The following is a 14,098-nucleotide window of genomic DNA, read 5'->3' on the forward strand; positions in this document are numbered from 1 at the left end:
AGTGACGGGGTGACTCAGGCGGCTTCGACGGCATCCTCCGGCTACCTCCGATTCCCGCACCCGCACGGCGACTTGGTGACCTTCGTCGCCGAGGACGACGTCTGGCTGGCCCCGCTGGACGGCGGGCGTGCCTGGCGGGTCAGCGCCGACAACGTCCCCGTGAACCACCCCCGCGTCTCGCCCGACGGCACCGCCGTCGCCTGGACCTCCACCCGCGACGGCGCCCCCGAGGCGCACGTCGCCCCGGTGGCCGGCGGCCCCGCAAGGCGCCTGACGCACTGGGGCAGTTGGCGGACGCAGGTGCGGGGCTGGACCCCGGACGGCGAGGTGCTCGCGCTCAGCACCCAGGGCCAGGCGAGCCTGCGCCGAAGCTGGGCCCGGGCCGTCCCGCTCGACGGGGGACCGGCCGCCACCCTGCCGTACGGGCCGGTCGGCGATGTCGCCCACGGCCCGCACACCGTGCTGCTGTCCGCCCCGATGGGCCGCGAGGCCGCCTGGTGGAAGCGGTACCGGGGCGGCACGGCGGGCAAGCTGTGGATCGACCGGGAGGGCGACGGCGAGTTCGTCCGGCTGCACGAGGAGCTGGACGGCAACATCGAGTACCCGCTGTGGGCAGGCGACCGGATCGCGTTCCTCTCCGACCACGAAGGCACCGGCGCGCTGTACTCCTCCCTGGCCGACGGCTCCGACCTGCGCCGGCACACCCCGCTGGAGGGCTTCTACGCCCGGCACGCCGCCACCGACGGCACCCGGGTCGTCTACTCCCGCGCAGGTGAACTCTGGCTGCTGGACGACCTCGACGGCGCCGAGCCGCGCCGGCTGGACATCCGGCTCGGCGGACCGCGCGTGGACCTCCAGCCGTTCCCGGTGAACGCCTCCCACTGGTTCGGTACCGCCGCGCCCGACCACACCGCGCGCGGCAGCGCGGTCGCCGTGCGCGGCGCCGTCCACTGGGTCACCCACCGCTCCGGCCCCGCCCGCGCGCTCGCCGCCCAGCCGGGCGTACGGACCCGGCTGCCGCGCACCTTCCGCTCCGAGGGCGAGGAGTGGGTGGTGTGGGTGACGGACGCCGAGGGCGAGGACGCCCTGGAGTTCGCGCCCGCCACCGGCGCGGCCCTCGGCACGCCCCCGCGCCGGCTCGCCGCCGGACGGCTCGGCCGCGTCCTGGAACTGGCCATGGCGCCCGACGGCAGCCGGGCCGCCGTCGCCGCGCACGACGGGCGGCTGCTGCTGGTCGAGCGGGAGACCGGCGAGGTGCGCGAGGTGACCCGCAGCGAGCACGGCGACGTCCACGGCCTGGCCTTCTCACCCGACTCCGGCTGGCTCGCCTGGGCCCACCCCGGGCCCCACCCCCTCTCCCAGCTCCGCCTCGCCAACACCACCGACCTGTCGGTCACCGAGGCGACCCCGCTGCGCTTCCAGGACTACGCGCCCGCCTTCACCCTGGACGGCAAGCACCTCGCCTTCCTCTCCAGCCGCTCCTTCGACCCGGTCTACGACGAGCACGTCTTCGACCTGGCCTTCGTGGAGGGCGTCCGCCCGCACCTGATCACCCTCGCCGCGACCACCCCGTCCCCGTTCGGACCGCAGCGGCACGGCCGGCCCTTCGGCACTCCCGACAAGGAGGAGACGCCGGACAGCGAGGGCACCCCGGCGACCCGGATCGACCTCGACGGCCTCGCCGACCGCATCGTGCCCTTCCCGGTCGAGGCCGCCCGCTACTCCAACCTGCGCGCGGCCAAGGACGGGGTGCTCTGGCTGCGCCACCCGGTGCGCGGCGTCCTCGGCTCCGGCCGCGCCACGCCCGACGCCCCCGACCCGAAGACCCGGCTCGAGCGCTACGACCTCGCCCAGCAGCGCCTGGAACATCTCGCCGCCGACGCCGACCACTTCGAGGTCAGCGGCGACGGCAGACGGGTGCTGCTGTGGAGCGACGGCCGGCTCAGGGTCGTACCCGCCGACCGGCACGCCTCCGACGACGAGGACAGCGACTCGAACATCGCCGTCGACCTCACCCGGATCCGGCAGACCGTCGACCCGGTCGCCGAATGGCGGCAGATGTACGACGAGACGGGCCGCATCATGCGGGACAACTTCTGGCGGGCCGACATGGGCGGCGTCGACTGGGACGGCGTCCTCGACCGCTACCGGCCCGTCCTCGACCGCCTCGCCACCCACGACGACCTGGTGGACCTGCTGTGGGAGGTGCAGGGCGAACTCGGCACCTCGCACGCCTACGTCACCCCGCGCGGCGGCTTCGGCGACGGCGCCCGGCAGGGACTGCTCGGCGCCGACATCTCCCGCCACGAGGACGGCGGCTGGCGCGTCGACCGCATCCTGCCCTCGGAGACCTCCGACCCGAACGCCCGCTCCCCGCTGGCCGCGCCCGGCGTCGCCATGCGCCCCGGGGACGCGATCGTCGCGGTCGCCGGGCAGCAGGTCGACCCGGTCACCGGACCCGGCCCGCTGCTGATCGGCACGGCCGGCAAGCCCGTCGAGCTGACCGTCTCGCCGGCCGGCGGCGGCGATCTGCGGCACGTGGTCGTGGTCCCGCTCGCGGACGAGGAGCCCCTGCGCTACCACGCCTGGGTCGCCGGCCGCCGCGCCCACGTCCACGAGCGGTCCGGCGGCCGGCTCGGCTATCTGCACGTGCCCGACATGCAGGCGCCCGGCTGGGCCCAGATCCATCGCGACCTGCGTATCGAGGTCGCCCGCGAGGGGCTGGTCGTCGACGTCCGGGAGAACCGCGGCGGCCACACCTCCCAGCTCGTCGTGGAGAAGCTGGCCCGGCGGATCGTCGGCTGGGACCTGCCGCGCGGGATGCGGCCCGAGAGCTACCCGAGGGACGCCCCGCGCGGTCCCGTCGTCGCCGTCGCCAACGAGTTCTCCGGCTCCGACGGCGACATCGTCAACGCGGCGATCCGCGCCCTCGGCATCGGCCCCGTCGTCGGCACCCGCACCTGGGGCGGAGTCATCGGCATCGACAGCCGCTACCGCCTGGTCGACGGCACCCTGATCACCCAGCCGAAGTACGCGTTCTGGCTGGAGGGCGCCGGGTGGGGCGTGGAGAACCACGGCGTCGACCCCGACGTCGAGGTCGTGCAGCGCCCGCAGGACCACACGGCGGGCCGGGACGTCCAACTGGACGAGGCGATCAGGCTGGCCCTGGAGGCGTTGGAGGCGACTCCCGCCAGGACGCCGCCCGAATTGCCGTGACCGGATTCCGCGGCACCCCCGATACGATGCCCCGGTACTGATCACCGGCGTGAGGAGGCACACGCATGGCAGGGGAACCGCAGGACGACTGCCTGTTCTGCAAGATCGTCGCGGGGGTCATCCCGGCGACGATCGTCCGCGAGACCGAGACCACCGTCGCCTTCCGGGACATAAACCCGCAGGCCCCCACCCACGTCCTGGTGATCCCCAAGGCCCACTACAAGAACGCGGCCGAACTCGCCGCCGGTGCCCCGCGGCTCGCCGCCGACGTGCTCGCCGAGACGCAGGCCATCGCCGACGAGGAGAAGCTGGACAGCTACCGCGTCGTCTTCAACACCGGCAGCGGCGCCGGCCAGACCGTCTGGCACGCCCACGCGCACGTCCTCGGCGGCCGTGGCCTGGAATGGCCCCCCGGATAACCGGTCATGTCCGTCCGTGAGTTCGTCGTCCTCGGCACCGCGAGCCAGGTCCCGACGCGGCACCGCAACCACAACGGCTACCTGCTGCGCTGGGACGGCGAGGGCATCCTGTTCGACCCCGGCGAGGGCACCCAGCGGCAGATGCTGCGCGCCGGGGTCGCCGCCCACGACCTGAACCGGATCTGCGTCACGCACTTCCACGGCGACCACTCCCTGGGGCTGGCCGGAGTGATCCAGCGGATCAACCTCGACCAGGTGCCGCACGAGGTGACCGCGCACTACCCGCGCTCCGGTCAGCGCTTCTTCGACCGGCTGCGGTACGCGACCGCCTACCGGGAGACGGTCCGCCTCACCGAGGCACCGGTCGCCGCCGACGGCATCCTTGCCGCGACCCCGTCGTACACGCTCGAGGCCCGGAAGCTGTCCCACTCCGTCGAGTCCTACGGCTACCGGCTGACCGAGCCCGACGGGCGCCGGATGCTGCCCGGCCGGCTCGCCGCGCACGGCATCGGGGGCCCGGACGTCGGCCGCCTCCAGCGCGAGGGCCGGCTCGGGGACGTGACGCTGGAGGACGTCAGCGAGGTGCGGCGCGGGCAGCGGTTCGCGTTCGTCATGGACACCCGGCTGTGCGACGGGGTGCACGCGCTCGCCGAGGGCTGCGACCTGCTCGTCATCGAGTCCACGTTCCTCGACGAGGACGCCGCGCTGGCGGCGGACCACGGCCATCTGACGGCGGGACAGGCGGCGGCCGTGGCACGCGACGCCGGGGTGCGGCACCTCGTCCTCACCCACTTCAGCCAGCGCTACCCGGACCCGGAGGAGTTCGAGCGGCAGGCGCGGGCCGCCGGGTTCGAGGGCGAGCTGACCGTGGCGTACGACCTGCTGCGGGTGCCGGTTCCGAAACGGAGATAAAACCCCCGTACGATGCTTTGATGCCCGTCCCCAAAGCAGAACTGCACCTGCACATCGAAGGCACCCTGGAGCCGGAGCTGGCGTTCGAGCTGGCCGCCCGCAACGGTGTCGAGCTGCCCTACGCCGACGCCGAACAGCTCCGCGAGGCGTACCGGTTCGAGGACCTGCAGTCCTTCCTGAACCTGTACTACGAGCTGATGGCCGTCCTGCGCACCGAGCAGGACTTCGCTGACCTGGCCGACGCCTACCTCGCCCGCGCCGCCGCGCAGGGCGTCCGGCACGCGGAGATCTTCTTCGACCCGCAGGCCCACCTCGCCCGGGGGGTGAGCATGGGCACCGTCGTGGAGGGGCTGTGGCGGGGGCTCGGGCGGTGGGGGTCCCCCCGCGCGAGCGAAGCCGAGAGCGGGGGAGAGGCGAACCACGGCGTCTCCACCAGGCTGATCCTGTGCTTCCTGCGCGACGAATCCGCCGAGTCGGCGCTCGAGACCTTGGAGGCGGCAAGGCCCTACCTGGACCGGATCACCGGCGTCGGCCTCGACTCCGCCGAGGTCGGCCACCCGCCGGTGAAGTTCCGGGAGGTGTTCGAGGCCGCCGCCGCGCTCGGGCTGCGCCGCGTGGCGCACGCCGGTGAGGAGGGCCCGCCGGAGTACATCACCGAGGCCCTGGACGTCCTCGGCGTGGAGCGCGTCGACCACGGCCTGCGGTGCATGGAGGACCCGGCGCTGGTCGAGCGGCTGGTCCGGGACCGCGTCCCGCTGACCCTGTGCCCGCTGTCCAACGTCCGGCTGCGCACGGTGGACGTGCTCGCCGAGCACCCGCTGCCCGCGATGCTGGACGCCGGGCTGCGGTGCACGGTCAACTCCGACGACCCCGCCTACTTCGGCGGGTACGCCGGCGACAACTTCGACGCGGTGCGCTCGGAGCTGGGCCTCGGCGACGAACGGCTCCGGGAGCTGGCCCGCAACTCCTTCCTCGCCTCCTTCCTGGAGGACGACGAGGAGCGCCGGGCCCGCTACCTCGCCGAGGTGGAGGCGTACGAGTTCGGGTAGGCGGCGGCGGTGTCGTACGCCTCCTGCGCGGCCGGGACCGGGGCCTCCACCTGGATCTCCACCACGGGCAGCGGCAGCCGGCCCGCGCGCAGCGCCACCACCGTCATCGGCACCGCGATCGCCAGCAGGCCGACGGCCAGGACCTGGCCCATGACCGCGAAGCCCGCGCCCGCCGCCAGCACGCTCCCGGTCAGCGGGCCCGCCGCCGTGCCCAGCGACGCCGCCGAGCCGACCAGCACCGCCCAGCGGCCCCGCGGGTCCAGGGACGCGGCCAGGCCGATGACGTACGACAGCACGACCGGGTAGAGCAGGTTCCAGGAGATCTCGCCCGCCGCGAAGGCCGGCAGGCCGGTCGCCGAGGCGCTGAGCACGATGCAGCCCGCGATGAGCGCCGTACCCGCGCCGATCGGCACGGCCCGGCCGAGGCGCGGCCCGAGCGCCCCGGCGCCCAACACGCCGACCAGTCCGGCGCCGAGTGCGACGGCGAACACCGCGCCGACGGTGACCTCGGTCAGGTGGGCCTGGCCGAGGCCGATGCGTCCGCTCACGCCCCACAGCGCGTTCTGCGCCAGTGACCAGCAGGGCATGGCCGCGGCGAGCAGCAGTCCGGCCCGCCGGTGGGGCAGCCGGGCGCCGGGCCCGGCCGGACGGCGGGCCGGGGCCGTGGCGCCGGACAGCCGGCCGGTGAACGGCCACACCGCGAGCGCGGTCAGGGCGATCGCGGCGAGCGGCAGGCCGTGGCCGGGGCCGAGGCGGGGGATCGTCAGATAGAGGGCACCGGCGAGAGCGGAGACGCCGAGCAGGCCGAAGGTGGTGGCCCGGTGCGGGTCCCTCCCCCAGTCCCTCGACTCCGCTCGAGCTGGGGGCGCCCCCAGGGCGGCGATGCCACTGGCGGCGACGGCCGTGACCGTGCCGGAGCCGAACCCGCCGAGGAGCGCGCCCACGACGACGGCCGGTACGGCCTCGCTGAGTGCGGCCCCGCCGTAGCCGAGGAAGGCGAGCGTGAGGCCGAGGCGGGCCAGGGTGCGGGCGCCGGCCCGCTCGACCCGGGAGGCCAGCAGGAAGCCCGCGGCCGCCGAACTCAGCAGCAGGGCACTGCCGATGGCCCCGGCCTGGGTGGTGGTGAGCGGAAGCCCGGTGTCCAGCCGGCCGACGGTGGTCGGCAGCAGATACGGGGCGAGATACCCGGCCGTGAAGAGGGCGACGAGGGGCCAGGGCATGGAGCGGGGGGCGGACACAGGCGTTCCCAGGGCAGGCGAAGGAGCGGCTCTAGAGCCGGGGAGAGGGGAGGGCGACGGCCGTCGACGGACGGGAACGCGCGAGCAAGTTGTATCAAGCACGCGGTTCTGGAAAAAGATCAGCTGGAGTGATCTGAGTCACTATTGTGTTTGGGTCGAATGATCACGGGTAAACGCGCGCGTTCGCCGAACCCCCGCCTCCCGTGTCGCCGTCCGGCTGTCGGGGCGCCATTGACGGCTCCCTGTTCGTGTATCTAGCCTCAGTTCTCATACATAGACGGCATTCACAACGGGAGATGGTCTGGTGGGTGGCGACCGAAGTCCGCAGGACGTGGCGCGACGACTGCGGGAGGGCATGGCGCGCGGCGTGCTGTCCTTCCCGCTCACCGCCTTCCACGACGACGGCACCCTCGACCCCGACGGCTCCCGCGCGCATGTCGCGGGCCGGCTCGCCGCCGGACCGGGAGCCGTCTTCCCGGCCTGCGGTACAGGGGAGTTCTTCTCCCTGGACGAGGAGGAGTACCGGCAGGTCGTCACCATCGCCGTCGAGGAGGCGGCGGGCCGGGTGCCCGTGGTCGCCGGCACCGGGTACGGCTGGGCGCAGGCCGCCCGGTTCGCGCGGATCGCCGAGGAGGCCGGCGCCGACGCCCTGCTCGTACTGCCGCACTACCTCGTCGCCGCGCCGCAGGAGGGCCTCGCCGCCCAGCTCGAGCGGCTCGCGGAGCGCACCCGGCTGCCGATCGTCGCCTACCAGCGCGGCCAGGTCGCCTATACCGTGGCGTCGTTGCGGCGCATCGCGCGCATCCCGAACGTCATCGGCCTCAAGGACGGCCACAGTGACCTCGACCGCCTCCAGCGCCTCACCCTCGCCGCCCCCGAGGGCTTCCTGTTCTTCAACGGCGCCGCCACCGCCGAGATCCAGGCCCGCGCCTACGCCACTGTCGGCGTCCCCGCCTACTCCTCCGCGGTGCACGCCTTCGCCCCCGAGATCGCCGGCGCCTTCTTCACCGCGCTGCGCGACGGCGACCACGCCGCGACCGGGAGACTGCTGCGCGACTTCTACGTCCCCCTCGTCGAACTCCGAGACCGCGTCCCCGGTTACGCGGTGTCCCTGGTGAAGGCGGCGGCCCGGCTGCGCGGGGAGCGCGTCGGCCCGGTCCGGGCCCCGCTCACCGACCCCTCGCCCGCCGACCTCGCCGAGCTGAGGGCCCTGCTCACCGCCGGACTCGACCTCGTAGGAGCCTCCCTGTGACCCGTGACCTGACCATCGCCGAGGTGCGCCTGACACCGATCCTGGTCGCCGACCCGCCGCTGCTCAACACCCAGGGCGTGCACCAGCCGTACACCCCCCGGCTGATCGTGGAGGTCGTCACGGCCGAGGGGATCACCGGCCTCGGCGAGACCTACGGCGACACCAAGTACCTGGAGCTGGCCCACCCCCTGGCCGAACGGCTCACCGGACGCTCGGTCATGGGTGTGAACGCACTCTTCGCGCTGGACCTCGCCGTGGACGAGAGCCGGGTCCGGGGCGCCGTGGACGCCGGCGGGCTGCGGGGCGTGCAGAGCGCCGACAAGCTCCGGCTGTCCGTGCTGTCCGCCTTCGAGGTGGCCTGCCTCGACGCCCAGGGCAGGGCGCTCGGACTGCCCGTGCACGCGCTCCTCGGCGGCAGGCTCCGGGACACGGTGGAGTACAGCGCCTACCTCTTCTACAAGTGGGCCGGGCATCCCGAGGGCGTGGCCTGCGAGCCGGACGACTGGGGCGCCGCCCTCGACCCGGCCGGAGTCGTCGCCCAGGCACGCCTGTTCAAGGAGCGGTACGGGTTCACCTCCTTCAAGCTCAAGGGCGGCGTCTTCCCGCCCGAGCAGGAGATCGCCGCCGTACGCGCCCTCGCCGAGGCCTTCCCCGGCCACCCGCTGCGCCTCGACCCCAACGGCGCCTGGTCGGTGGAGACCTCGCTGAAGGTCGCGAAGGAGCTCGGTGACGTCCTCGAGTACCTGGAGGACCCGACGCTGGGCACCTCCGCGATGGCCGAGGTGTCCGCCGGGACCCCCGTCCCCCTTGCCACCAACATGTGCGTGACCACCTTCGGCGAGATCCGGGAGGCGTTCACCGAGGACGCCGTGCAGGTGGTGCTCTCCGACCACCACTACTGGGGCGGGCTGCGCAACACCCGGCAGCTCGCCGCGATCTGCGCCGCCTTCGGTGTCGGGATGTCCATGCACTCCAACACCCACCTCGGCATCAGCCTCGCCGCCATGACCCACGTGGCGTCGACCGTGCCGAACCTCCACCACGCCTGCGACTCCCACTACCCCTGGCAGTCCGAGGACGTCCTCACCGAGCGGCTCGCCTTCACCGGCGGCCGGGTCGCGGTGTCCGACGCGCCAGGCCTCGGCGTCGAGTTGGACCGGGACGAACTGGCCCGGCTGCACCGGCGGTGGACGCGGGACGACGGCGCGCTGCGGGACCGCGACGACGCGGCGGCGATGCGGCTGGCCGAACCCCGGTGGCGGACGCCGGTGATGCCCCGCTGGTGACGCCCCGACGGTGACGTCGCCGCCGGTGCGAGCGGCCGTGCCCCTGGCGGGAAGTGGTGCACACTGGCCAGATCCGCACCAGCTCAGGGAGCGCACCGTGACCCCGTCCCGCACGATCGCCGGAGAGGAACCCGAACACCTCACACAGGCAGCGCGCGGCCAGGCCCAGGTCGACCCGCTCGCCGCCCTCCGGGCACCCGGCGACCCGCCCTGGGACGTGTACCTCACGGGCACCGTCTTCCTCGACATCGTCTTCACCGGCCTGGACTCGGCACCCGTGCGCGGCACCGAGTCCTGGGCCCGGGGGATGGGCTCCAGCCCCGGCGGGGTCGCCAACATGGCCACCGCGCTCGCCCGGCTCGGCCTGCGGACCTCACTCGCGGCGGCGTTCGGCGACGACCACTACGGCGAGTACTGCTGGGACGCCCTCGCCCAGGGCGAGGGCATCGACCTCGCGCCCTCCCGGACCGTGCCCGGCTGGCACTCCCCGGTCACCGTCTCCATGGCGTACGAGGGGGAGCGGACGATGGTCTCCCACGGCCACGAACCGCCCCCGGAGGAACCGGCGCCGGACTTCCCGCCCCGCGCGCGGGCCGCCGTGGCCTCGCTGGCCCCCGGCAAGCGCGCCCCCTGGATCGCGGAGGCCGCCCGCACGGGGACCCGGATCTTCGCCGACGTCGGCTGGGACGAGTCCGGGACCTGGGACCTGGCCGGGCTCCCGGACCTCGGTCACTGCGAGGCGTTCCTGCCCAACGCGGCGGAGGCGATGCGGTACACCGGGGCCGACTGCCCGCGCGCGGCCGCGCACGCGCTGACCGAGCACGTCCCGGTGGCCGTCGTCACCCTCGGCGCGGAGGGGGCGTACGCCGTGGACCGGCGCACCGGGGAGACCGCGGAGGTCCCGGCCATCGCGGTGGAGGCGCTGGATCCCACCGGGGCCGGGGACGTGTTCGTGGCCGGGTTCGTCACGGGAACCCTGGCCGGCCGGCCGCTCGCCGACCGGCTCGCGCTCGCGGGACTCACCGCGGCGCTGTCCGTGCAGGAGTTCGGGGGCTCGCTGTCGGCGCCGGGGTGGTCCGAGATCGGGGCGTGGTGGCGCCGCGTCCAGTCGGTGCCGGGCCAGAACCCCGAGGCGCTGCGCCGGTACGGCTTCCTCGACGCGCTCGTGCCCGAGGAGCTGGACCGGCCGTGGCCGCTGCGGCGGGCGGTGCCGACGATCGGGTTCGGGCGGTCGGCGTGACGGTACGGGGCTCCCGCCGCACCACCCCGCCCGCGGTTCGACCGCGTGCGCTGTGAAGGCCGGCCCCGCCGAGGGGCCGTCCTCTCACGGAAAAGCCCTACGGCGTTGTCAGCGGCCCGTCGTACTCTGGACTTGCGAGGCCGCCCTCAGCTACGCGGCCGTGACGAGGAGGAACCGCAGGCCTTAAGCGCCGGCCCATGACTCAGACATCGCAAGCTCACATCCCCGCGCGGGAGCAGGCGCGAGCACAGCTCACCGTCCCCGCCCAGCACCCCATGGTGACCGTGCTGGGTTCCGGCGACTCCCTCCTGCGCGTGATCGAGAAGGCCTTCCCGGCAGCCGACATACATGTCCGGGGCAATGAGATCAGCGCGGTCGGCGATCCCGCGGACGTCGCCCTGATCTCGCGCGTGTTCGACGAGATGATGCTGGTGCTCCGCACCGGGCAGCCGATGACGGAGGACGCAGTGGAACGCTCGATCGCCATGCTCAAGGCCAGCGAGAACGGGACGAACGACGGCCCGGAGACCCCGGCCGAGGTACTGACGCAGAACATCCTGTCCTCGCGCGGCCGGACGATCCGGCCCAAGACGCTCAACCAGAAGCGGTACGTCGACGCGATCGACAAGCACACGATCGTCTTCGGCATCGGCCCCGCCGGTACCGGCAAGACCTATCTGGCCATGGCCAAGGCGGTCCAGGCCCTGCAGTCCAAGCAGGTCAACCGGATCATCCTCACCCGCCCGGCGGTGGAGGCGGGCGAGCGGCTCGGCTTCCTGCCCGGCACGCTCTACGAGAAGATCGACCCCTACCTGCGCCCGCTGTACGACGCGCTGCACGACATGCTCGACCCGGACTCGATCCCGCGCCTGATGGCCGCCGGGACCATCGAGGTCGCGCCGCTCGCGTACATGCGCGGCCGTACGCTCAACGACGCCTTCATCATCCTGGACGAGGCCCAGAACACCTCGGCCGAGCAGATGAAGATGTTCCTCACCCGGCTCGGCTTCGACTCGAAGATCGTGATCACCGGTGACGTCACCCAGGTCGACCTGCCGAACGGCACCAAGAGCGGTCTGCGGCAGGTGCAGGAGATCCTGGAGGGCGTCGAGGACGTCCACTTCTCCCGGCTGTCGTCCCAGGATGTCGTACGGCACAAGCTGGTGGGCCGTATCGTCGACGCGTACGAGATGTACGACAGCAAGCACGGCACCGAGAACGGTCCCCACCAGGGCGGCCGTGGCAGGACCGGCGCCAAGGGTTCCAAGGGGAAGTAGACCAGCACGCCCATGTCGATCGACGTCAACAACGAGTCCGGCACCGAGGTCGACGAGCAGGCGATCCTCGACATCGCCCGCTACTCGCTCGCGCGGATGCGCATCCACCCGCTCTCCGAGCTCTCGGTGATCGTCGTGGACGCCGACGCCATGGAGCAGCTCCACATCCAGTGGATGGACCTGCCCGGGCCCACCGATGTCATGTCGTTCCCGATGGACGAGCTGCGGCCGCCGTCGAAGGACGACGAGGAGCCGCCGCAGGGACTGCTCGGCGACATCGTGCTGTGCCCGGAGGTCGCCAAGAAGCAGGGCGACGAAGCGCCGACGCAGCACTCCATGGACGAGGAGCTGCACCTGCTCACCGTCCACGGCTTGCTGCATCTGCTCGGGTACGACCACGAGGAGCCCGACGAGAAGGCCGAGATGTTCGGGCTCCAGGCCGCCATCGTCGACGGATGGCGGTCCGAGCGGGGACTGACCGGGCCGTCCCCGGCGCCGACCGTCTCGTAGGCGGGTCGGTCCACGTATGAATCCGCAGATCGTGATCGGCGCGATCGCGCTGGTCGTCGTCGCCTGGCTGGCCGCCTGCGCCGAGGCGGGCATCGCGCGCGTCTCCAGCTTCCGGGCCGAGGAGGCCGTGAGGTCCGGCCGGCGCGGCAGCGCCCGGCTGGCCCAGGTCGCCGCCGACCCCACCCGCTATCTGAACGTGGCCCTGCTGGTCCGCGTCGCCTGCGAGATGGCGTCCGCGGCCCTGGTGACGTACGCCTGCCTGCAGCAGTTCGCCGCCACCTGGCAGGCCCTGCTGGTCGCCATCGGCGTCATGGTGCTGGTGTCGTACGTCGCCGTCGGCGTCTCGCCGCGCACCATCGGCCGCCAGCACCCGCTCAACACGGCGACGGCGGCCGCGTACGTGCTGCTGCCGCTGGCCCGGATCATGGGCCCGGTCCCGTCGCTGCTGATCCTCATCGGCAACGCGCTCACCCCCGGCAAGGGCTTCCGCCGCGGCCCCTTCGCCTCCGAGGCCGAACTGCGCGCGATGGTGGACCTCGCCGAGAAGGAGTCGCTGATCGAGGACGAGGAGCGCCGCATGGTGCACTCGGTCTTCGAACTCGGCGACACCCTGGTGCGCGAGGTGATGGTGCCGCGCACCGACCTGGTGGTCATCGAACGCTACAAGACCATCCGGCAGGCGCTCACCCTCGCCCTGCGCTCCGGTTTCTCCCGCATCCCGGTCACCGGCGAGAGCGAGGACGACATCGTCGGGATCGTGTATCTGAAGGACCTGGTCCGCAAGACGCACATCAGCCGCGACGCCGAGAACGACCTGGTGTCCACCGCCATGCGCCCGGCCGTCTTCGTCCCCGACACCAAGAACGCCGGCGACCTGCTGCGCGAGATGCAGAAGGAGCGCAACCACGTCGCCGTCGTCATCGACGAGTACGGCGGCACCGCCGGGATCGTCACCATCGAGGACATCCTCGAGGAGATCGTCGGCGAGATCACCGACGAGTACGACCGGGAGCTCCCGCCCGTGGAGGACCTCGGCGACGACCGCCACCGGGTCACCGCGCGCCTGGACATCACCGACCTCGGCGAGCTGTACGGCCTGGAGGAGTACGACGACGAGGACGTGGAGACCGTCGGCGGGCTGCTCGCCAAGGCGCTCGGCCGCGTCCCCATCGCCGGCGCGTCCGCCGAGGTCGAACTCCCCGACGAGCGCAGGCTCCGGCTGACCGCGGAGGCGGCGGCCGGACGCCGGAACAAGATCGTGACGGTGCTGGTGGAGCCGGCCGGCAAGCCCGTCGAGGGAGGGGCGCCCGGGTGACCCCCAAGGAGCTGCGCGCCTTCTGCCTGTCCTTCAACGCGGTCGTGGAGGACTTCCCCTTCAACCCGGAGACCTCCGTGTTCAAGGTCCTCGGCAAGATGTTCGCCCTGACGGAGCTGGGCGCGCGGCCCCTGACGGTGAACCTCAAGTGCGACCCGGAGGACGCGGTGCGGCTGCGCGGAGAGCACGAGGGGCTGATCGTCCCCGGCTGGCACATGAACAAGCGCCACTGGAACACCGTGACCGTCGACGGCGGTCTGCCGGACCGCCAGGTCCGGGAGCTGATCGAGGACTCCTACGACCTCGTCGTCGCGGGGCTGCCGAGGGCGGAGCGGCTGCGGCTGGACCGGCCGTAAATGCCTTGTCACGGCCCGTTGACGGCAT

12 protein-coding genes are annotated in these 14,098 nt (G+C 73.1%); 11 read left to right on the forward strand and 1 reads right to left on the reverse strand.

Annotation, left to right across the window (positions count from 1 at the left end):
• The first annotated feature begins 9 nt into the window (after positions 1-9).
• From ACFVVO_RS27890 to ACFVVO_RS27905, 4 genes are all read left to right on the forward strand, one after another.
• Positions 10-3,216, forward strand: coding sequence for a S41 family peptidase (locus tag ACFVVO_RS27890; protein ID WP_390058424.1), 3,207 nt, complete (start codon positions 10-12; stop codon positions 3,214-3,216).
• 65 nt (positions 3,217-3,281) lie between these two features.
• On the forward strand, positions 3,282-3,635 hold the full coding sequence (locus tag ACFVVO_RS27895) for a histidine triad nucleotide-binding protein (protein WP_390058426.1): 354 nt from the start codon (positions 3,282-3,284) through the stop codon (positions 3,633-3,635).
• A gap of 6 nt (positions 3,636-3,641) precedes the next feature.
• Entirely contained in the window at positions 3,642-4,547 is a 906-nt protein-coding gene (locus ACFVVO_RS27900; protein WP_390058428.1) for a ribonuclease Z, read from the forward strand.
• A gap of 20 nt (positions 4,548-4,567) precedes the next feature.
• Positions 4,568-5,596 (forward strand): adenosine deaminase, encoded by a 1,029-nt coding sequence (locus tag ACFVVO_RS27905; RefSeq protein WP_390058430.1) that lies wholly within the window; start codon positions 4,568-4,570, stop codon positions 5,594-5,596.
• Here ACFVVO_RS27905 and ACFVVO_RS27910 read toward each other — a convergent pair.
• Entirely contained in the window at positions 5,560-6,834 is a 1,275-nt protein-coding gene (locus ACFVVO_RS27910) for an MFS transporter (protein ID WP_390058432.1), read from the reverse strand. The two genes, ACFVVO_RS27905 and ACFVVO_RS27910, sit on opposite strands and share 37 nt — an antisense overlap.
• Before the next feature lie 355 nt (positions 6,835-7,189).
• On the opposite strand from ACFVVO_RS27910, the gene ACFVVO_RS27915 reads away from it, so the two are divergent.
• The 7 genes from ACFVVO_RS27915 (at position 7,190) to ACFVVO_RS27945 (ending at position 14,070) form a co-directional block, all read left to right on the forward strand.
• On the forward strand, positions 7,190-8,086 hold the full coding sequence (locus tag ACFVVO_RS27915; protein WP_390058727.1) for a 5-dehydro-4-deoxyglucarate dehydratase: 897 nt from the start codon (positions 7,190-7,192) through the stop codon (positions 8,084-8,086).
• Positions 8,083-9,372 carry a glucarate dehydratase family protein gene (locus ACFVVO_RS27920; protein WP_390058434.1) on the forward strand — a complete coding sequence of 430 codons (1,290 nt, stop codon included), beginning with the start codon at positions 8,083-8,085 and terminating at the stop codon, positions 9,370-9,372. The genes ACFVVO_RS27915 and ACFVVO_RS27920 overlap by 4 nt, the downstream gene beginning before the upstream one ends.
• A gap of 115 nt (positions 9,373-9,487) precedes the next feature.
• The gene (locus ACFVVO_RS27925) at positions 9,488-10,612 is read left to right on the forward strand and encodes a carbohydrate kinase family protein (protein WP_390058728.1); all 1,125 of its coding nucleotides are present in this window, start codon (positions 9,488-9,490) and stop codon (positions 10,610-10,612) included.
• Positions 10,613-10,809: 197 nt separating this feature from the next.
• Positions 10,810-11,889, forward strand: coding sequence for a PhoH family protein (locus ACFVVO_RS27930; protein WP_390058436.1), 1,080 nt, complete (start codon positions 10,810-10,812; stop codon positions 11,887-11,889).
• 12 nt (positions 11,890-11,901) lie between these two features.
• A complete protein-coding gene (ybeY, locus tag ACFVVO_RS27935; protein ID WP_390058438.1) occupies positions 11,902-12,399 on the forward strand; it encodes an rRNA maturation RNase YbeY in 498 nt (165 codons plus the stop codon).
• A gap of 16 nt (positions 12,400-12,415) precedes the next feature.
• Positions 12,416-13,714 carry a hemolysin family protein gene (locus ACFVVO_RS27940; RefSeq protein WP_390058440.1) on the forward strand — a complete coding sequence of 433 codons (1,299 nt, stop codon included), beginning with the start codon at positions 12,416-12,418 and terminating at the stop codon, positions 13,712-13,714.
• Positions 13,711-14,070 (forward strand): MmcQ/YjbR family DNA-binding protein, encoded by a 360-nt coding sequence (locus ACFVVO_RS27945; RefSeq protein ID WP_390058442.1) that lies wholly within the window; start codon positions 13,711-13,713, stop codon positions 14,068-14,070. The genes ACFVVO_RS27940 and ACFVVO_RS27945 overlap by 4 nt, the downstream gene beginning before the upstream one ends.
• The last annotated feature ends 28 nt before the right edge of the window (positions 14,071-14,098 follow it).

The organism is Streptomyces sp. NPDC058145, assembly GCF_042884245.1.
Taxonomy (GTDB): Bacteria; Actinomycetota; Actinomycetes; order Streptomycetales; family Streptomycetaceae; genus Streptomyces.